Annotated in this window: 13 protein-coding genes; 7 read left to right on the top strand and 6 right to left on the bottom strand. The window is 68.9% G+C overall.

Features of this window, described 5'->3' with window-relative positions; all coding sequences use genetic code 11:
• Both ABY44_RS24465 and ABY44_RS24470 read right to left on the bottom strand, forming a co-directional pair.
• Nucleotides 1-1,878 (bottom strand): FUSC family protein (locus tag ABY44_RS24465; protein WP_431642480.1); only part of this gene is annotated, 1,878 nt, incomplete at its 3' end.
• On the bottom strand, nucleotides 1,875-2,354 hold the full coding sequence (locus ABY44_RS24470) for a MarR family winged helix-turn-helix transcriptional regulator (protein WP_060170061.1): 480 nt from the start codon (nucleotides 2,352-2,354) through the stop codon (nucleotides 1,875-1,877). The genes ABY44_RS24465 and ABY44_RS24470, both read right to left, overlap by 4 nt.
• A 312-nt stretch (nucleotides 2,355-2,666) precedes the next feature.
• Here ABY44_RS24470 and ABY44_RS24475 point away from each other — a divergent pair, with 312 nt between their 5' ends.
• From ABY44_RS24475 to ABY44_RS24485, 3 genes are all read left to right on the top strand, one after another.
• On the top strand, nucleotides 2,667-3,527 hold the full coding sequence (locus ABY44_RS24475) for an FAS1-like dehydratase domain-containing protein (RefSeq protein WP_060170063.1): 861 nt from the start codon (nucleotides 2,667-2,669) through the stop codon (nucleotides 3,525-3,527).
• Nucleotides 3,528-3,740: 213 nt separating this feature from the next.
• Entirely contained in the window at nucleotides 3,741-4,028 is a 288-nt protein-coding gene (locus ABY44_RS24480) for a DUF1330 domain-containing protein (protein WP_021160733.1), read from the top strand.
• 58 nt (nucleotides 4,029-4,086) lie between these two features.
• A complete protein-coding gene (locus ABY44_RS24485) occupies nucleotides 4,087-4,557 on the top strand; it encodes a hypothetical protein (protein ID WP_155637823.1) in 471 nt (156 codons plus the stop codon).
• A 33-nt stretch (nucleotides 4,558-4,590) separates the two neighbouring features.
• Here ABY44_RS24485 and ABY44_RS24490 read toward each other — a convergent pair whose 3' ends face one another.
• The 3 genes from ABY44_RS24490 to ABY44_RS24500 all read right to left on the bottom strand — a co-directional run bounded on the left by ABY44_RS24490 (nucleotide 4,591) and on the right by ABY44_RS24500 (nucleotide 8,866).
• Nucleotides 4,591-6,291 (bottom strand): dihydroxyacetone kinase family protein, encoded by a 1,701-nt coding sequence (locus tag ABY44_RS24490; RefSeq protein ID WP_060170067.1) that lies wholly within the window; start codon nucleotides 6,289-6,291, stop codon nucleotides 4,591-4,593.
• 248 nt (nucleotides 6,292-6,539) lie between these two features.
• On the bottom strand, nucleotides 6,540-7,679 hold the full coding sequence (locus tag ABY44_RS24495) for a sigma-54 interaction domain-containing protein (protein ID WP_060085830.1): 1,140 nt from the start codon (nucleotides 7,677-7,679) through the stop codon (nucleotides 6,540-6,542).
• Nucleotides 7,634-8,866, bottom strand: a complete 1,233-nt coding sequence (locus ABY44_RS24500) for an acyl-CoA dehydrogenase family protein (RefSeq protein WP_042975767.1) — start codon at nucleotides 8,864-8,866, stop codon at nucleotides 7,634-7,636. Before ABY44_RS24500 ends, ABY44_RS24495 begins: the two co-directional genes overlap by 46 nt.
• Nucleotides 8,867-9,334: 468 nt before the next feature.
• Between ABY44_RS24500 and msuE the strand changes: the two genes are divergently transcribed.
• The 4 genes from msuE (at nucleotide 9,335) to ABY44_RS24520 (ending at nucleotide 13,989) form a co-directional block, all read left to right on the top strand.
• A complete protein-coding gene (gene msuE, locus ABY44_RS24505) occupies nucleotides 9,335-9,895 on the top strand; it encodes an FMN reductase (RefSeq protein WP_042975766.1) in 561 nt (186 codons plus the stop codon).
• 36 nt (nucleotides 9,896-9,931) lie between these two features.
• The gene (sfnG, locus tag ABY44_RS24510; protein WP_060170069.1) at nucleotides 9,932-11,035 is read left to right on the top strand and encodes a dimethylsulfone monooxygenase SfnG; all 1,104 of its coding nucleotides are present in this window, start codon (nucleotides 9,932-9,934) and stop codon (nucleotides 11,033-11,035) included.
• Between the two features lie 175 nt (nucleotides 11,036-11,210).
• Nucleotides 11,211-12,440, top strand: a complete 1,230-nt coding sequence (locus tag ABY44_RS24515; RefSeq protein ID WP_431642485.1) for an SfnB family sulfur acquisition oxidoreductase — start codon at nucleotides 11,211-11,213, stop codon at nucleotides 12,438-12,440.
• A 100-nt stretch (nucleotides 12,441-12,540) separates the two neighbouring features.
• Entirely contained in the window at nucleotides 12,541-13,989 is a 1,449-nt protein-coding gene (locus ABY44_RS24520; protein ID WP_080982082.1) for an APC family permease, read from the top strand.
• A 46-nt stretch (nucleotides 13,990-14,035) separates the two neighbouring features.
• On the opposite strand, the gene ABY44_RS24525 is transcribed toward ABY44_RS24520, so the two are convergent.
• Nucleotides 14,036-15,379 carry a PLP-dependent aminotransferase family protein gene (locus tag ABY44_RS24525; protein ID WP_060170073.1) on the bottom strand — a complete coding sequence of 448 codons (1,344 nt, stop codon included), beginning with the start codon at nucleotides 15,377-15,379 and terminating at the stop codon, nucleotides 14,036-14,038.
• Between the last annotated feature and the right edge of the window lie 155 nt (nucleotides 15,380-15,534).

The raw sequence follows: 15,534 nt of genomic DNA on the forward strand, positions 1-15,534 counted from the left end.
GCAGCGTGCGTAGTGGTCGGTGACGCCGGCCAGCACGCGGTCGATCGCGTCGGGCACGTCGCCCGACAGCCGGCGGCGCGAGCGGCGCAGGTCGAGCGCATTCAGTGCGATGCGCAAGTCGCGGAAGCTTTCGATCGACGGATGACGGTGATCGTCGGACGCGCCGAGGCGCGGCAGCAGCTGCGTGACGCGGTCGAGCATCCGTGACGCGTGGTTGCGCTGGTCGTCGAGCGGCTGCGTCGACGCGGAGCGCGCGACGTCTTCCCAGCCCGAGCGCAGCAGGCGCCGCACCGCGAGCTCGGCGCCGAACGGCCGCGTCGCACGCGTCCACACATACGCGAACAGCAGCCCGGCGACGCCCGCGAGGTTGCTGTTCAGGAACACGAAGAAATCGGCGTCGTACGCACCCTGGATGCTGATGAAGGTGGCCGTGTTCACGGCGACGAGCATCGTCACCATGTTGAACTGCGGGCGCGGCAGCAGCGTGCCGATCAGGATGAACGGGCCCGCGAACATCACGACGAGCATCGCGAAATCGTGCACGTGCGGCAGCACGACGAACAGGTACAGGCCCGCGAACACGACGCTCGCGGTCGTCGCGAGGAAGAACTTGAACACCAGCGGCGCCGGCTCGTCGAGCGCGGCGAAGAAGCTGCACGACACGGCCACGAGCGTGACGGCCGCGGCGCCGTCGTGCCACCCGGACGCGATCCACAGCCAGCTCGCGAACACGATTGCGGCGGCGACGGTCAGCGTTGAGAACAGCATCATCCCGCGATCGAAGAAGCGCTCGGTGCCGCCGAGCCGCCAGTGCCGGTAGCGCGGCTGCCAGACGCCCGATTCGTTGCCGATCAGCGCGCGCAGCGAGCGGCAGTCCTGCCAGATGTCGATGACCTGGCGCAGCCGCCACAGCGCGTTCGACAGCAGCGCGCCGTCCCAGCTCGCGAGCGCGTCGTCGGCCGGCTGCAGCGCGGCAATGCGTTCGCGCAGGCGCTCCGCGACCGGGTCGTCGGTCATGTCGCCGTCGTTGCCGGCCTTGACCGCCGGCAACGGTGCGTCGAACCATTTCGCGGCATCGGCGAGCAGGTCGTCCAGCCCGGCCGGCCGGATATGCAGGTCGCGCATCAGCGCAATCAACGGATCGGCGAGCGACGACATCAGCGGCAGGAACAGCTGCATCCGGCCCGCGAGCGCCTGCGCACGCGCGAGGATGCGCGGATGCGCATGGTCGTAACTCAGCTGGCTCAGCAGGAATTCGAGGCCCGTGATGGTTGCCGCGAGCCGTTGCCGGCACGCGGACAGCGCCTTGCCGGCAAGGTGCCCGGACAGCGTCTCGCGGCCGTAGAACGCGGCGTCCTTGAACCACGCATCGGTGCGCTCGATCAGCGTCGGTGCGAGCCGGTTCGGGAAGATGGCGCTGCCGACCACGCTCGCGCAGACGATGCCGAGCACGATCTCCTCGGTACGCGCGATCGCGACGTCGAACACGGTGGACGGATCGGTCACGGTCGGCAACGCGACGAGCGGCATCGTATAGCCGGCGAGCATGAACACGTAGCTGCGCGCGGTGCGGTCGGAGATCGCGAGGTAGAGCAGCGTGCCGCACCAGGTGGCGACGATGATCGCGAACAGCAGCGGCGTCTCGACGAACGGCGGCACGAAGAAGATCGCGGCAGCCGCGCCAAGCGCGGTGCCGAGCGCGCGATACAGCGCCTTCGAGCGTGTCGCGCCGACGAACGGGTTCGACACGATGTAGACGCTCGCCATCGCCCAGTACGGGCGCGGCAACTGGAAATACAGGCCGAGGTACAGCGCCAGCATCGACGCGGCGAACGTCTTGCCCGAGAACAGCCAGTCGCGAAGGCTCGGATAGGTCATGACGTGGCGTTGCCGGTGCGGGATGCGCGCGCGGCGGGTGGGGGCGATTCGGATGTATTGAATGCGTCGAGCACGCGCAGCGTCGCTTCGAGATCGGCGCGCGTGACACCCTTGAGCACCTGCGCACGCAGCACGCGCAGGTCCTCCTCCATCTTCGCGGTGACCGCGCGGCCGGCGGCCGTCAGCGAGATCGTCTTCGCGCGGCGATCGTGCGGATCCTCGTCGCGGCGCGCAAGGCCGGCCGCGCACAGCTGGTCGAGCAGGCGCACGAGCGACGGCCCTTCGATGCCGACGTGTTCGGCGAGCGTGCCTTGCCGCACGCCTTCGCCGAGGCGCCCGGCGATCAGCAGCGGTGTCGCGCAGGCCTCGGACACGTTGTACGCGTTCAGTACGCCGTCACTGGTGCGGCGCCACTTGCGCGCGGACAGCACGAGCAGGCTGCTGACGGCGAGGCGGAGGTCGTGCAGATTGGTCATGGGCGAGATGATAGGGGCAAAATAATTCGATAGCAAACTATCGTTTTTGTCACCCGTACGACACGTCGCGTCCGGCCCGTCTGAAGCAATTTAGGCGGCGTGCCGGCGGTGGTCAAGCCGCAAGGATGTCGGCCCGGCCCGCGCGCGGCGAGCGCGATCGAATGATCGGACGAAAGCCGTCCGGCGCGGCCACGCGGCGGGGGAGGCGGGTTCGAAGCCGGGAATCTGGAAGGGATTCGGGAAATCCGGCTTCGCGAAACGGCGCGCGGCGTGCATATTGAAGCCGTTGCAAGCCTCCCGGAGATTCCGCACGTGTCCACCCCATCCTCGCAGCCGTCCGCCCCGGCGTCGCTCGACGCGTGGCTCGGCAAGACCGAAACGCTCGGCGACGACATCACCGCGTTCCCGCTGAACGCGCTGGCCGCCACGCTCGACCGCCCGTCGCCCGGCGACGTCGTGCCGCCGATGTGGCACTGGCTCTATTTCCTGCCCGTCGCGCCGCTGGCCGAACTCGGCCCCGACGGCCACCCGAAGCGCGGCGCCTTCCTGCCGCCCGTGCCGCTGCCGCGCCGCATGTGGGCCGGCGGCCGCCTGACGTTCCACGCACCGCTGCGCACGGGACGGCGCGCGATACGCGAATCGACGATCGTGAACCTCGAGGACAAGACGGGCCGCAGCGGCCGGCTCGTCTTCGTGACGGTGCAGCACAGGATCGAGTGCGACGGCGTGCCGTGCGTCGAGGAGGAGCACGACATCGTCTATCGCGATGCGCCGCAGCCGGGCGCACCCGCGCCGAAGCCGATCGCGGCGCCGGCAGGCGAGGCGTGGTCGCGCACGGTCACGGCCGACGCGGTGATGCTGTTCCGCTATTCGGCGCTGACCTTCAATGGCCACCGCATCCACTACGACCGCAGCTACGTGACGCAGGAGGAAGGCTATCCGGGGCTCGTCGTGCACGGCCCGCTGATCGTGACGCTGCTCGTCGATCTCGTGCGGCGCGAACGGCCCGATGCCGTGCTCGCGAGCTTTGCGTTCCGCGCGGTGCGCCCGACGTTCGACGGGGAGCCATTCACGCTGTGCGGCAAGCCGTCGGACGACGGCAAGACGATCGAGCTGTGGGCGAAGGATCGCGACGGCTGGCTGACGATGCAGGCCACCGCGACCGTTGCGTGACGGGCGCCGTTCGGTTCGTCCGCGACGCGGCAGGATCCGTGCGCGGACGAACGGTGGTACCCGCCGCAGCTGCTCGGGCGGGCACGCGGGCGGGCCCCGGCGCTCGTCGCGAAACCGCTGTAAGCTGCGAGCAGGCCGCGTGCCGTCCTGCCGGACGGTGCGGCGCGCGGCCGGCCTTTCCACCTTCCACGCATCGCATCAGGAGCACGTATCTTGGCCACCTACATTGTGTTTACACGTGAAAGCACGCAGGACCAGCACGAACTCGACGTCTACCAGAGCAAGGTCGGCGCGACGCTCGCCGGGCATCCGGTCAAGGTGCTCGCCGCCTATGGCCCGCAGGAAACACTGGAGGGCGAAGGCCCGGAAGGTGTCGTGATCGTCGAGTTTCCGTCGAAGGAAGCCGCGCACGCGTGGTATCACGGCCCCGAATACCAGGACGTCGTCCAGCATCGTTTCAAGGGCGCGCGCTATCGCGCCGTGCTGGTCGAGGGCGTCTGAACGACCCGCATCGGGCGCTTCCGGCGGCGCGCTGCGACGCCGGACGCCCGGCACGCCCATGAACACATCGAACCCCGCCACTGCGACCGTCCGACCGCCGATGGGCCGCGCCACGACCGTGCTGCTCGCGATCAGCGTCGTGCTCTATCTGGTCGCCATGTTCAGCGCGCCGTTCCGCACGGGCGCACCCGATCCGCATCCATGGGCCGACGGCTGGCAGGTGCTGCTGACCGGCTGGATGGGCCTTTTCTTCGGCATCTTCGCGTGGCTCGCGAACCCGCTCGTGTTCGCGGCCTGGTGGCTGATCGCGAAGCGCCGGCGCACGCAGGCGGTCACGCTGGCCGTGCTCGCGCTGCTGTTCGGGTCGAGCTTCCTGACGCAGCATCGGATCGTCGTCAATGAAGCCGGCGGGGTCGAGCCGGTTCATCTCGATGCAATCGGCTACTGGTGCTGGCTCGCGAGTTTCGGCATGGCCGCAATCGGCGCCGCGCTGCTGCCGCGGCGAACCGGGACGCGTGCGGCAGGTTGATGCGGGCGGCCCGCATCAGCCTGCAGCCACCGCTTATCGCACGTGCGGCTGCAATGCGCGCAACCAGTACGACACCGCCACCGCACCGCCATCCGGCGTGCCGATCGCGCGCTCGCCGAGATAACTCGCACGCCCCGCGCGCGGCGTCATCTGCGCGGTTTCCTGCGCACCGTGCTCGGCGGCTTCGACCGCCGCCGCCCATGCGCCCGCGGGATCGCGATCGTTGTCGAGCGCCCGTTCGAATGCCGCGACGGCCGGCACCAGCGCATCGAGCATCGTCCGGTCGCCGGCGTGCGCGCCGCCCAGTTCGCTGATCGAATCCACCGCGCCGTGGAACGCCGCGGCCCAGTCGCGCGCCGACGGCTCGGCGACATCGGCCAGCCGGCGGGATGCGCGCAGCAGCGCGGTCGCATAGAACGGCCCCGAGCTGCCGGCGATGGCGCGGCGCAACGCGGCGCCGAGCGCCGCGAGCACGCCGGCCGGCGAGCCGTACGCGGTTTCCGGCAGCGCGAGGATTGCCTGTGCGGCGCGCAGCATGCTCGCACCGAGATCGCCGTCGCCGGCGGCCGCATCGAGGTCCGTCAGCGTCTGCTCGTGATCGATCAGCGTTTGCGCGACCGCATGCAGTGCCGGTTGCAGGCGCGCCGCCCACGCGCGGCCGGTCGCATCGAGCGGCGGCAGCGGCGCTTCTTGCGCAGCGGCCTCGGCCACGCGGATCTGCGTATTGACCGCGCCGCCGCCCGGCCATGCGCGCGCCTGCGTCGGCGCGTCGAGCAGCACCGCGCGTTCGTCGTTCAGCCGCAGCACGGAAATCGAGCAGCCGGGCATGTTCAATGCCGACAGGAACGTGCCGGCCCACGCGCGTGAGACGACGATGCCGCGCCGCGTCAGGTTGTCGTGCGCGGCGCGCAGCACGATGGCGAGTTCCATGTCCGGCGTCGCGCCGAGGCCGTTGACGAACAGCGCGACGCGTTCGCCGCGGTCGAGCACGAGATCGGCGACGATGCTCGACAGCAGCGTGTCGGCCAGCGCATCGGCCGGCAGCGGCGCGCGGCGTTCGACGCCTTTCTCGCCGTGGATGCCGAGGCCGAGTTCGATCTCGTGATCGCCAAGGCTGAAGCCCGACTTGTCGGCGCCGGGGATCGTGCAGCCGTCGAGCGCGACGCCCATCGTGCCCAGCTCGGCCGCCGCGTCGCGCGCGATGGCCGCGACGCGTGCGAGCGGCAGCCCGCGCGCGGCAGCCGCGCCGGCGAGCTTGTGGATCAGCACGGTGCCGGCGATCCCGCGCCGCTGGCCGCGCTCGACGCGGCCGCGCAGCGAGACGTCGTCGGCGACGATCACCGTCTCGACCGGAATGCCTTCCGCGCGCGCGAGCTCGGCGGCGAGCCCGAAATTGAGCCGGTCGCCCGTGTAGTTCTTCACGATCAGCAGTGCGCCGTTCGGGCCCGCGCTGGCGCGGATCGCGGCGAGCACCGCGTCGGTGGACGGCGACGTGAACACTTCGCCGCAGACGGCCGCGCTCAGCATCCCTTCGCCGACATAACCGCCGTGCGCGGGCTCGTGGCCGCTGCCGCCGCCGGAGAGGACGGCGACGGGGCGCTGCGCCGGCTCGGGCAGCGGCTGGCGGACGAGCACGTGCTCGTCGCCGAGGATCGCGACATGCGGCGACTGCCGCGCGATGCCTTCCAGCATTTCTCGGACGACATCGGACGGGCGGTTGACAAGCTTTTTCATGGCGACGGGTTCCGGACGGGTGAACGAGGCACGGCCAGGCCCGCACGGGCGCCGGACGGCCTTTCGTGTTGCGGAGGATCGTGCGTGCGCCCTGTCGCCGGGCCCGGGCGGTCATGCAACGGACGACCGGATGCGGGAGGGGAACGAGGCGCGCGCCTCGCGCCACGATACATCAGGTTCGAACCCTGCCGCACGGATCGCGGCGCGAAACGCGCCGGAGCGGGGCGGCGGCGTGCTCCCATGCGCGGCTACTTCATTGCCGCGATCTCCTTCGCGCGAATCAGCCTGGCGCGCAGCACGTTGCGGCTGATGCCGAGCAGCCGTGCGGCCTGGATCTGGTTGCGGTGGCTGAATTCGAACGCGACGCGCATCACGGTGTCCTCGATGCGCTCGAACAGGTTGCCGTGATCCTCGTCGAACAGCGCACGCAGCGCGCGTTCGAGCGCAGCCTGCGCGCCGGTTGCCGGGTCGGGTTCCTGCGCCGGTGCATGCACGGCGGCCGTCGCGTCGGGCGACGCGAGATGCAGGTCGGCCTCCTGCAGTGCGTCGTGGCGGCTCACGAGCAGCGCGTGATGGATCACGTTCTCGAGTTCGCGGATATTGCCGGGCCAGCCGTATGCCTGGAGCCGGCGCTCGGCGCGCGGGTCGATGCTGCGCGGCCCGTAGCCGAGGCGGCTCCGGTAGTCGTCGAAGAAGTGGCGCGCGAGCGGCAGGATGTCGCCGGGGCGCTCGCGCAACGTCGGCACCGCGAGCTGCACGACGTTGAGCCGGTAGAACAGGTCGCCGCGAAACTGCCCGTGCGCGACGGCCTGCTGCAGATCGACGTTGGTCGCGGCGACCACGCGCACGTCGATCGGCACGCCCGTGCGCGAGCCGAGCCGCACGACTTCGCGCTCCTGCAGCACGCGCAGCAGCTTGACCTGCATCGACAGCGGCAGGTCGCCGATCTCGTCGAGAAACAGCGTGCCGCCGTTCGCGGCTTCGAACCAGCCGGGCTTCGCGCTGAACGCGCCCGTAAACGCGCCCTTTTCGTGGCCGAACAGTTCGCTTTCGACGAGCGTCTCGGAGAAGGCGCCGCAGTTCACCGCGACGAACGGCCCGTTGCTGCGGCGACTGAGACCGTGCACGTGCCGCGCGATCAGTTCCTTGCCGGTGCCGGTTTCGCCGACGATCAGCACGTTCGCGTCGCTCGGCGCGACCAGGCGAATCCGTTCGAGGAGCGCGACCGAGCGCGGATCGACGAACACCTGCGCGCGGGCGCGAATGGACGTCGCCAGCGCGGGCCGGTCGGGCAGCGTGAGCACGGGCGCGGCGTCGGGCCACGCATCGGAAGGGGAGCGGTTCACGAGTAGAAGCCCGGCGTCGGCCAGGTTCGCTTGAGCGCCCATTCGCCGATCTCGCGAATCTTGTACGCGAGCGGATCGTGGAGCGTATGGGTGCGCAGGTTGCGCCAGTGCCGGTCGAGCCGCAGCGCGCCATGCGTCGCGCGCGCGCCGGCGACGTCGAACATGCGCGTGCAGAGATCGAGCCCGGTGCGGGTGGCCGACACCTTTGCAGCGGCCGTGGCGAGCGCGACCTCGCCGCGCTCCGCATGCGTAAGCGCCGCATCGCGCGCCCACGCGGCGTCGAGGCGATCGGCCGCGCGGTCGGCGAGCACGCGCGCGGCTTCGAGCCCGACCCAGAATTCGCCGTACTGGCCGAGGATGTACGGATCGTCGCCGGTGCTCGCGACCTGCGCGCCGGGCCACGGCCGCGCTTCGTGCAGCGTATAGTGCCGCGCGTCGCTGAACGCCGCTTCGGCGATGCCGAGATACACGTTCGTCAGCACGAGCTGCGCGACGAGCGGGCGCAGGCACGCGAACGGCGTCGACAGCGGGCCGGGGTCCGTCAGCAGTTCGTGTTCCTCGACGCGCACTTTCTCGAACGTGACCGTGCCGCTGTCGGTCTGGCGCTGGCCGATGTTGTTCCAGTCGTCGGCGATCGAGATGCCGCTGCGCTGCGTCGGCACGGCCGCGATCAGGAACGCGCGCGTCTGCGCGTCGTGCGCGGACGCGATCAGCATCTGCGAATCGAGCGCCCCCGAACAAAAGCTCTTCTGGCCGCTGAATTCGTGCCATGCGCCGCGCGAACGGCTGACCGTGCGTTCGTCGAGCGGATTCAGCGCATTGCCCCAGAACCACTGCTGGCGTGCGGTTCGCTCGAACCACGATTCCCACTGCGCGGGCGTGCCGAACAGCCGCACGGTTGCGAGCATCAGGTGATGGAAGCCGAATACGTGCGCGAGCGAACTGTCGGCGGCCGCGAGCACGCGGACCGCGTCGAACGTCGTGCGCCAGCTTGCGCCGAGGCCGCCGTAGGCGGCGGGGATGCTCAGCGCGAGGAGGCCGCTGTCGCGCAACTGGTCGCGCTCGGCCTTCGGCGTGCCGCCCTGCTGGTCGCGTTCGGCCGCAGTTCGTGCAAAGCCGGCCGCCAGGCGTCCGGCGGTTTGCAGCGCGTCGGGAGGAGCCGGTTCGTCGCGGGAGGGCGCGACGACGCGCAGGCTTTCCGCGCGGGGCGATACGGAAATGGATGTCATGGCGATGAATGCGTCGGGTCGCTGCACGAAAACGGCCAGGCTGCATCGGGCGTTGCCGACCGGGTGCTGCGTGATCAGCAGAGTGTTCAACGTTTTGCGCAACGCGGGAAACATCGATTTCTGATAACCAATGCCGGATTGCTGCGCTGGACGCTGCGCGCCTGCCGGAATCCGTGCGAAAGCGGAAAAATGCGTCCGCCGCACACCGCGCTGCTGATTACGCAGCAGTGCATCAGCAGCGCTGTTTCCCCCAGTTCATCGTGCTGCGGAATATGGTTGTGATGCCGTGGCTGGCACGCTTATCAACGTGTGTCGATCGGCGGGTGTGCCACGACAGGCCGTCGATCGCGATGCATTTCGTCATGCAGACAATCGATTTTCATCGCCGTCGTCGAAATGGCACGCTCCTTGCTGACCCATGACGTGGCGGGTGCATCGGCACCCGATTCGACAATGGGAATGCAACCGATGAGCAATGCAATCAACGTGGTCGCGATATCGGGCGGCCTGCAGCGGCCGTCGCGCACGCTGGCGCTGACCGACGCGATCGTCGCGGCACTCGGCGCCGCGCTGCCGATCGACACGCGGCTGATCGAACTCGGCGAGATCGGCAGCCGGCTGGCCGGCGCGCTGACGCGCGCGCAGGTGCCGGCCGACCTCGACGCGCAGATCCGTGCGATCGAGACGGCCGATGCGCTCGTCGTCGCGAGCCCCGTGTATCGCGCGTCATATACGGGCCTCTTCAAGCACCTGTTCGACCTTGTGCATCACGAGGCGCTGGTCGACGTACCCGTGCTGCTCGCCGCCACCGGCGGCAGCGAGCGTCATGCGCTCGTGATCGACCATCAGCTCCGGCCGCTGTTCAGCTTCTTCCAGGCACGCACGCTGCCGATCGGCGTGTATGCGTCCGAAAGCGATTTCGATCAGTACCAGATCGCGAGCCCGGCGCTGCGTGCGCGCATCGCGCTCGCCGTCGATCGCGCGGTGCCGCAGCTGCGCCCGCATGCGCTTTCCGTCGCGGCCGCCTAGGCCGCCTGCGTTTTCCCTTCCGACCAGGACACACTCATGAGCCATACCGACTCTTCCGCCGACGGCGTCAAGTTCGCCTACTGGGTGCCGAACGTCAGCGGCGGCCTCGTCGTCAGCACGATCGAGCAACGCACCGACTGGAGCCTCGAATACAACCAGCAGCTCGCACGCACGGCCGAGGCGGCCGGCTTCGAGTACGCGCTGAGCCAGATCCGCTTTACGGCCGGCTACGGCGCCGAATACCAGCACGAGTCGGTGTCGTTCAGCCAGGCGCTGCTGCATGCGACGACGAAGCTCAAGGTGCTCGCCGCGATCCTGCCGGGGCCGTGGCACCCGGCCGTGGTCGCGAAGCAGCTCGCGACGATCGATCACATCTCGAACGGACGCATCGCGATCAACGTCGTGAGCGGCTGGTTCAAGGGCGAATTCACCGCGATCGGCGAGCCGTGGCTCGAGCACGACGAACGCTATCGGCGCTCGAAGGAATTCATCCAGGCGCTGAAAGGCATCTGGACGCAGGACAACTTCACGTTCAAGGGTGATTTCTACCGCTTCAACGACTACACGCTGAGCCCGAAGCCGGTGCAGAAGCCGCATCCGGAGATCTTCCAGGGCGGCAGCTCGCGCGCGGCGCGCGACAACGCGGCGAGCGTGTCGGACTGGTATTTCACGAACGGCAATACGCCGGAGAACCTGAAGGCGCAGATCGACGACATCCGTGCGAAGGCGGCGGCGAACAACCATCGCGTGCGCATCGGCGTCAACGCGTTCGTGATCGCGCGCGATACGGAGGAAGAGGCGCAGGCCGTGCTCGACGACATCATCCGGCACGCGCACGTCGAGGCCGTGCACGCGTTCGGCGATGCGGTGAAGCAGGCCGGCAAGGCGTCGCCGGAGGGTGAGGGCAACTGGGCGAAATCGACGTTCGAGGATCTCGTGCAGTACAACGACGGCTTCCGCACGAACCTGATCGGTACGCCGCAGCAGATCGCCGAACGGATCGTCGCGCTGAAGGCGATCGGCGTCGATCTCGTGCTCGCGGGGTTCCTGCATTTCATCGAGGAGGTCGAGTACTTCGGCCAGCGCGTGCTGCCGCTCGTGCGCGAACTCGAGGCTCAACGGCAGGCGGTTGCCGCGTAATGCGACGGCGCGGTGCGCGGCGGGCACGAACGCGTGCCGCGCGCCGGCCGATCGAAGGGGCGACACCGGCGGTTCTCGCGGGTCGACCCGGTTTGACGTTTCGGATATCGAAACAGGAGGTCGGCGGATGCTTCCCGGCGCCGCCGGCCGGTTCATGAGCTTTGCCGGAATCGACATGTCTACGGAAATCATCGAAGAAAACGTGCAACCGCAAGCGGGCTCCAAGCCCGTTCCCGTCATCGGCTCGGATGCCGAGGCGCTCGACGTCGCGCGCCAGGTCGCGGCACGACTGGCCGAGCACGCCGCGCTGCGCGACCGCGAGCGGAAGCTGCCGTTCGACGAGATCGAACTGTTCTCGTCGAGCGGGCTGTGGGGCATCACCGTGCCGCGCGAATACGGCGGCGCGGAGGTGTCGAACGTGACGCTCGCGGAAGTGATCGCGATCGTTTCAGAGGCGGACCCGTCACTCGGCCAGATCCCGCAGAACCACTATTGCCTGATCGAGGACATCCGCCTCGAGGGCAGCGATGCGCAGAAGCGCTTCTTCTTCGATCTCGTCCTGAAGGGTACACGCTACGGGAACGCGTTTTCCGAAGCCGGCGGCAAGAACGTGCTCGATATCCGGACGCGCGTGCATCGCGACGGCGACGCGTTCGTGCTGAACGGCCGCAAGTTCTATTCGACCGGCACGCTGTTCGCGCACTGGATTCCGGTACTCGCGCTCGACGAGTCGGACCAGGCCGTGCTCGCCTTCGTGCGGCAGGGTGCGCCGGGGCTGACCGTCGTGGATGACTGGAGCGGCTTCGGGCAGCGCACGACCGCGAGCGGCACGGTGATCGTCGAGAACGTGCGCGTGAGCCCGTTCGAAATCTTCCATACGCAGCGTTCGTACGATCGCCCGACCTTCGCGGGACCGTTCGCGCAGATCACGACCGCCGCGATCGACCTCGGGATCGCGCGCGCCGCGCTGCAGGACACGATCGCGTTCGTGCAGCAGCATGCGCGCCCGTGGATCGACAGCGGCGTCGAGCGCGCGAGCGAGGACCCGCTGACGGTCGCGCAGATCGGCGACATCGCGTACCGCGTGCACGCGGCCGAAGCGCTGCTCGCACGCTCGGGCCGCTTCGTCGACGCGGCGAAGCGCGAGCCGGGCGAGGAAACGGTCGCGCAGGCCGCGATCGCGGTGGGCGAGGCGAAGATCGCGACGACCGAAGTGGCGCTGCTTGCCGCGAGCAAGCTGTTCGAGCTCGGCGGCAGCAAGTCGACGCTGGCGAAATACAACTTCGACCGCCACTGGCGCAACGCGCGCGTGCATACGCTGCACGACCCGGTGCGCTGGAAGTATCACGCGATCGGCAACTACTACCTCAACGGCGTGAAGCCCGCGCGCCACTCCTGGAACTGACCGGCTCGCGCCGGCCGCCGTCACCACCCTCACCATCACCACTACCACCGCCGCGGACGGCACGTACGCGGCGCCGCTTCATTCCTGACGAGGTCAATCGATGAGTCATCCAGCAAGCCCCGCGCAGGCACTGCCCGCGCAGCATGCCGCACCGCCGGCGGGCGGCCTGCGGCGCAACTACCTGAGCCTGCCCGAACTGATTGCGCAGTCGATCGGCCTCGTCGGCGTGTCCGGCGGGATCGGCGTACTGATCCCCGCCGTGTTCGCGACGGCCGGCAACGGCACGTGGCTCGCGTACCTGTTCGCGATCGTCGCGCTGCTGTTTGCGTCGTGGAGCATCTCGGTGTTCGCGCGCGATTCGGCGTCGCCGGGGGCGCTGTATGCATACGTGTCGGCCGGCATCGGGCCGGTCTGGGGCGCGATCTGCGGCTGGTCGCTGCTGATTGCCTATGCGGTGGCCGCCGCGGGCATCCTGCAGGGGACGATCAATACGTTTCTCGTGCTGGGCCGCGAGACCGGGCTGCTCGGCGGCGCGACGCCGCTCGGCGCGGTGCTCGGGCTCACGGTCGTCACCGCGTTCGCCGCGTGGTACATCGCGTTTCGCGACATCCGGCTGTCCACGCGTTTCACGCTGTTCGTCGAACTCGCGACGCTGCTGCTGATCGCCGTCGTCGTGATCGGGACGATCGCGTTCGGCGGGCATCCGGTCGATCGCGCGCAACTGACGCTCGAAGGCGTGAAGCCGACCCAGCTGCAGCTCGGGATGGTGCTCGCGTTCTTCAGCTTCACGGGGTTCGAGAGTGCGACCGTGCTCGGCGCGGAAGCGCGCGACCCGTTCCGCGCGATTCCGCGCGCGGTGCTGATCAGCGTCGTCGGGCCGGCGATCCTGTTCGTGATCGGCGCGTACGGGATGGTGAGCGCGTTCCACGGGCAGACGCCGCCGCTCGACCGGGTCGACGGCCCGCTCGCGGTGCTCGCGCATCGGCTCGGCGCCGGCTGGGTCGGCGTGCTGATCGACGCAGGCGTGGCGTTGAGCTTCTTCGCGGCGTTCTTCTCGTCGATCAATGCGGCGGCGCGGATCGTCTATACGTTCGGGCGGCAGGGCGTGCTGCATGCGTCGACGGGCCACGCGCACGAGCGCAATGCGACGCCGCACGTCGCGGTGGCGCTGATCGCGGTGCTGGCGCTGGTCACCGCGCTGGTATTCACCGCGCGCGGCACCGCGCTACTCGACTCGTATGGCTATCTCAGCTCGATTGCCACGTATGGCTGGCTGCTTGCATACGTGCTGGTGGCGATCGGCGCGCCGCTCTATCTGCGCCGCCAGCGCCGGCTTCGCGCGCGGCATGTGGCGATCAGCGTCATTGCGGTCGTGCTGCTCGCGATTCCGCTGGCCGGCAGCGTTTATCCGGTGCCGGAGGGCGTGTATGCGTGGCTGCCTTATGTGTTCGTCGCGCTGCTGGCGATCGGGCTCGGGTGGTTCCTGGTGCTGCGCGTCCGGTTTCCGGAGCGGTTGCGCGAGCTGGAGGCCGAGTTGCTGACGAAGTGACGGGGCGCGCCGTCGGACTTCGGCGCGCCGGTCGGCTGGACGGTGCTTATTCGGTCAAGTCGAAATCTTCTTCGCGACCGTTCAGTATCGCGGTCAGTGTCCGCAGCCCGGCATCGAGCTGGTCCATGGTCGGCGCGGCCAGTGCGAGCCTTACCGCGTTCGGTGCATGGCCGGACGAGACGGCAAACGTGGTCGACGGCGTCAGCCCGATGTCGCGCCTGGCCGCGGCCGCGACCAACGCCTGTGAGCGCCAGTGCGCCGGCAAGGTCAGCCACAGGTGGTAGCACTTGCCGTTGGTCCGGATATCGAAACCCGCGAGACGATCGATTGCCAGCGCCTGGCGCTCGCTCGCATCGATGCGCTTGAGTTGCGCGAGCTCGGCCACGGTGCCGTCGCGCATCAACCGCTGCGCGGCCGCGAACGCGAATCCCGAGGCGGTCCACCCGCCCGAGCGTACCGATGCCATGACGCTTTCGCGTAGCCGCGGCGGCGGCACGATGAATCCCAGGGTCATGCCGGGCGTGACCTTCTTGGACAGGCTGTCAATCACGATGCAGGTGTCCGGAGCGAGCGCGGCCAGTGGCGGTTCGTCGCCGAGGAAGCCGTACACGTTGTCCTCGATGACGGGAATGTCGAGCTTTTCGACCACGCGTAACAGTTCGGCGCGACGCGCGGTGCTCATCGTCATGCCCAGCGGGTTCTGGATGGCCGGCTGGATATAGATTGCCGACAGCCTGGCTTCACGGTGCGCCTTTTGCACTGCGTCGGGACGCACGCCGTCGTCGTCCATCGCCAGCGGTACCAGCGAGATGCCCAGTTTGGCGGCGATGCCCTTGATGAACGGGTAGGTCAGCGCTTCCACGCCGCAGCGCCCGCCGGTCGGAACGACCGCGGCCACGGCTGCGGCAATGCTTTGCCGCCCGTTGCCGGTAAACACGAGCTGGTCCGGCGACGGCGACCATTCCGGTTGCGACAGATAGGTGGCGGCTACGTTTCTGATGGCCGCGGTGCCGATACTGGTGGCCTCGCGCAGCGCGGCATCGAGTTCCGCCGGTCGGTGCAATCCGCTCAGGCTACGTGCAATCAACGCCGTTTGATCGGGGACGCTCGGATAGTTGAACTCGAGATCGATCCGTACGCCGCGCGGTTCCCCGGGCGCCGCCGCACCGCGCCGCGTCTCGCCCGACACGAAGGTGCCGCGGCCGACTTCACCTACCACCAGCCCGCGTCGCAAGAGCTCCGTGTAGACCCGGCCCGCCGTCGATGCGGCGATTGCATGCTGGTCGGCGAAAAGACGCTGGGGAGGCAGGCGATCGCCGGGCGCCAGTGTGCCGTCGGCGATTTGCGCGGCAATCGCGTCGGCCAGTTGCAGATACTCGGATTTGGACATGAATTGCACCGATAACAATGATTATTGCACCGAGGTCAATGTTTTTATTGCACTGAGATATGCGGCGGTGCATTCTGATTTCGTCGAGTCGATTGTACCGGGGCTGCAACGCTTGTACGACTCGGGCGGCAGGCAGTGCACCTGACCGGCGCACT

It is taken from the genome of Burkholderia sp. ZZQ-2 (genome assembly GCF_050768715.1).
GTDB classification, from domain to species: Bacteria; Pseudomonadota; Gammaproteobacteria; order Burkholderiales; family Burkholderiaceae; genus Burkholderia; species Burkholderia cepacia.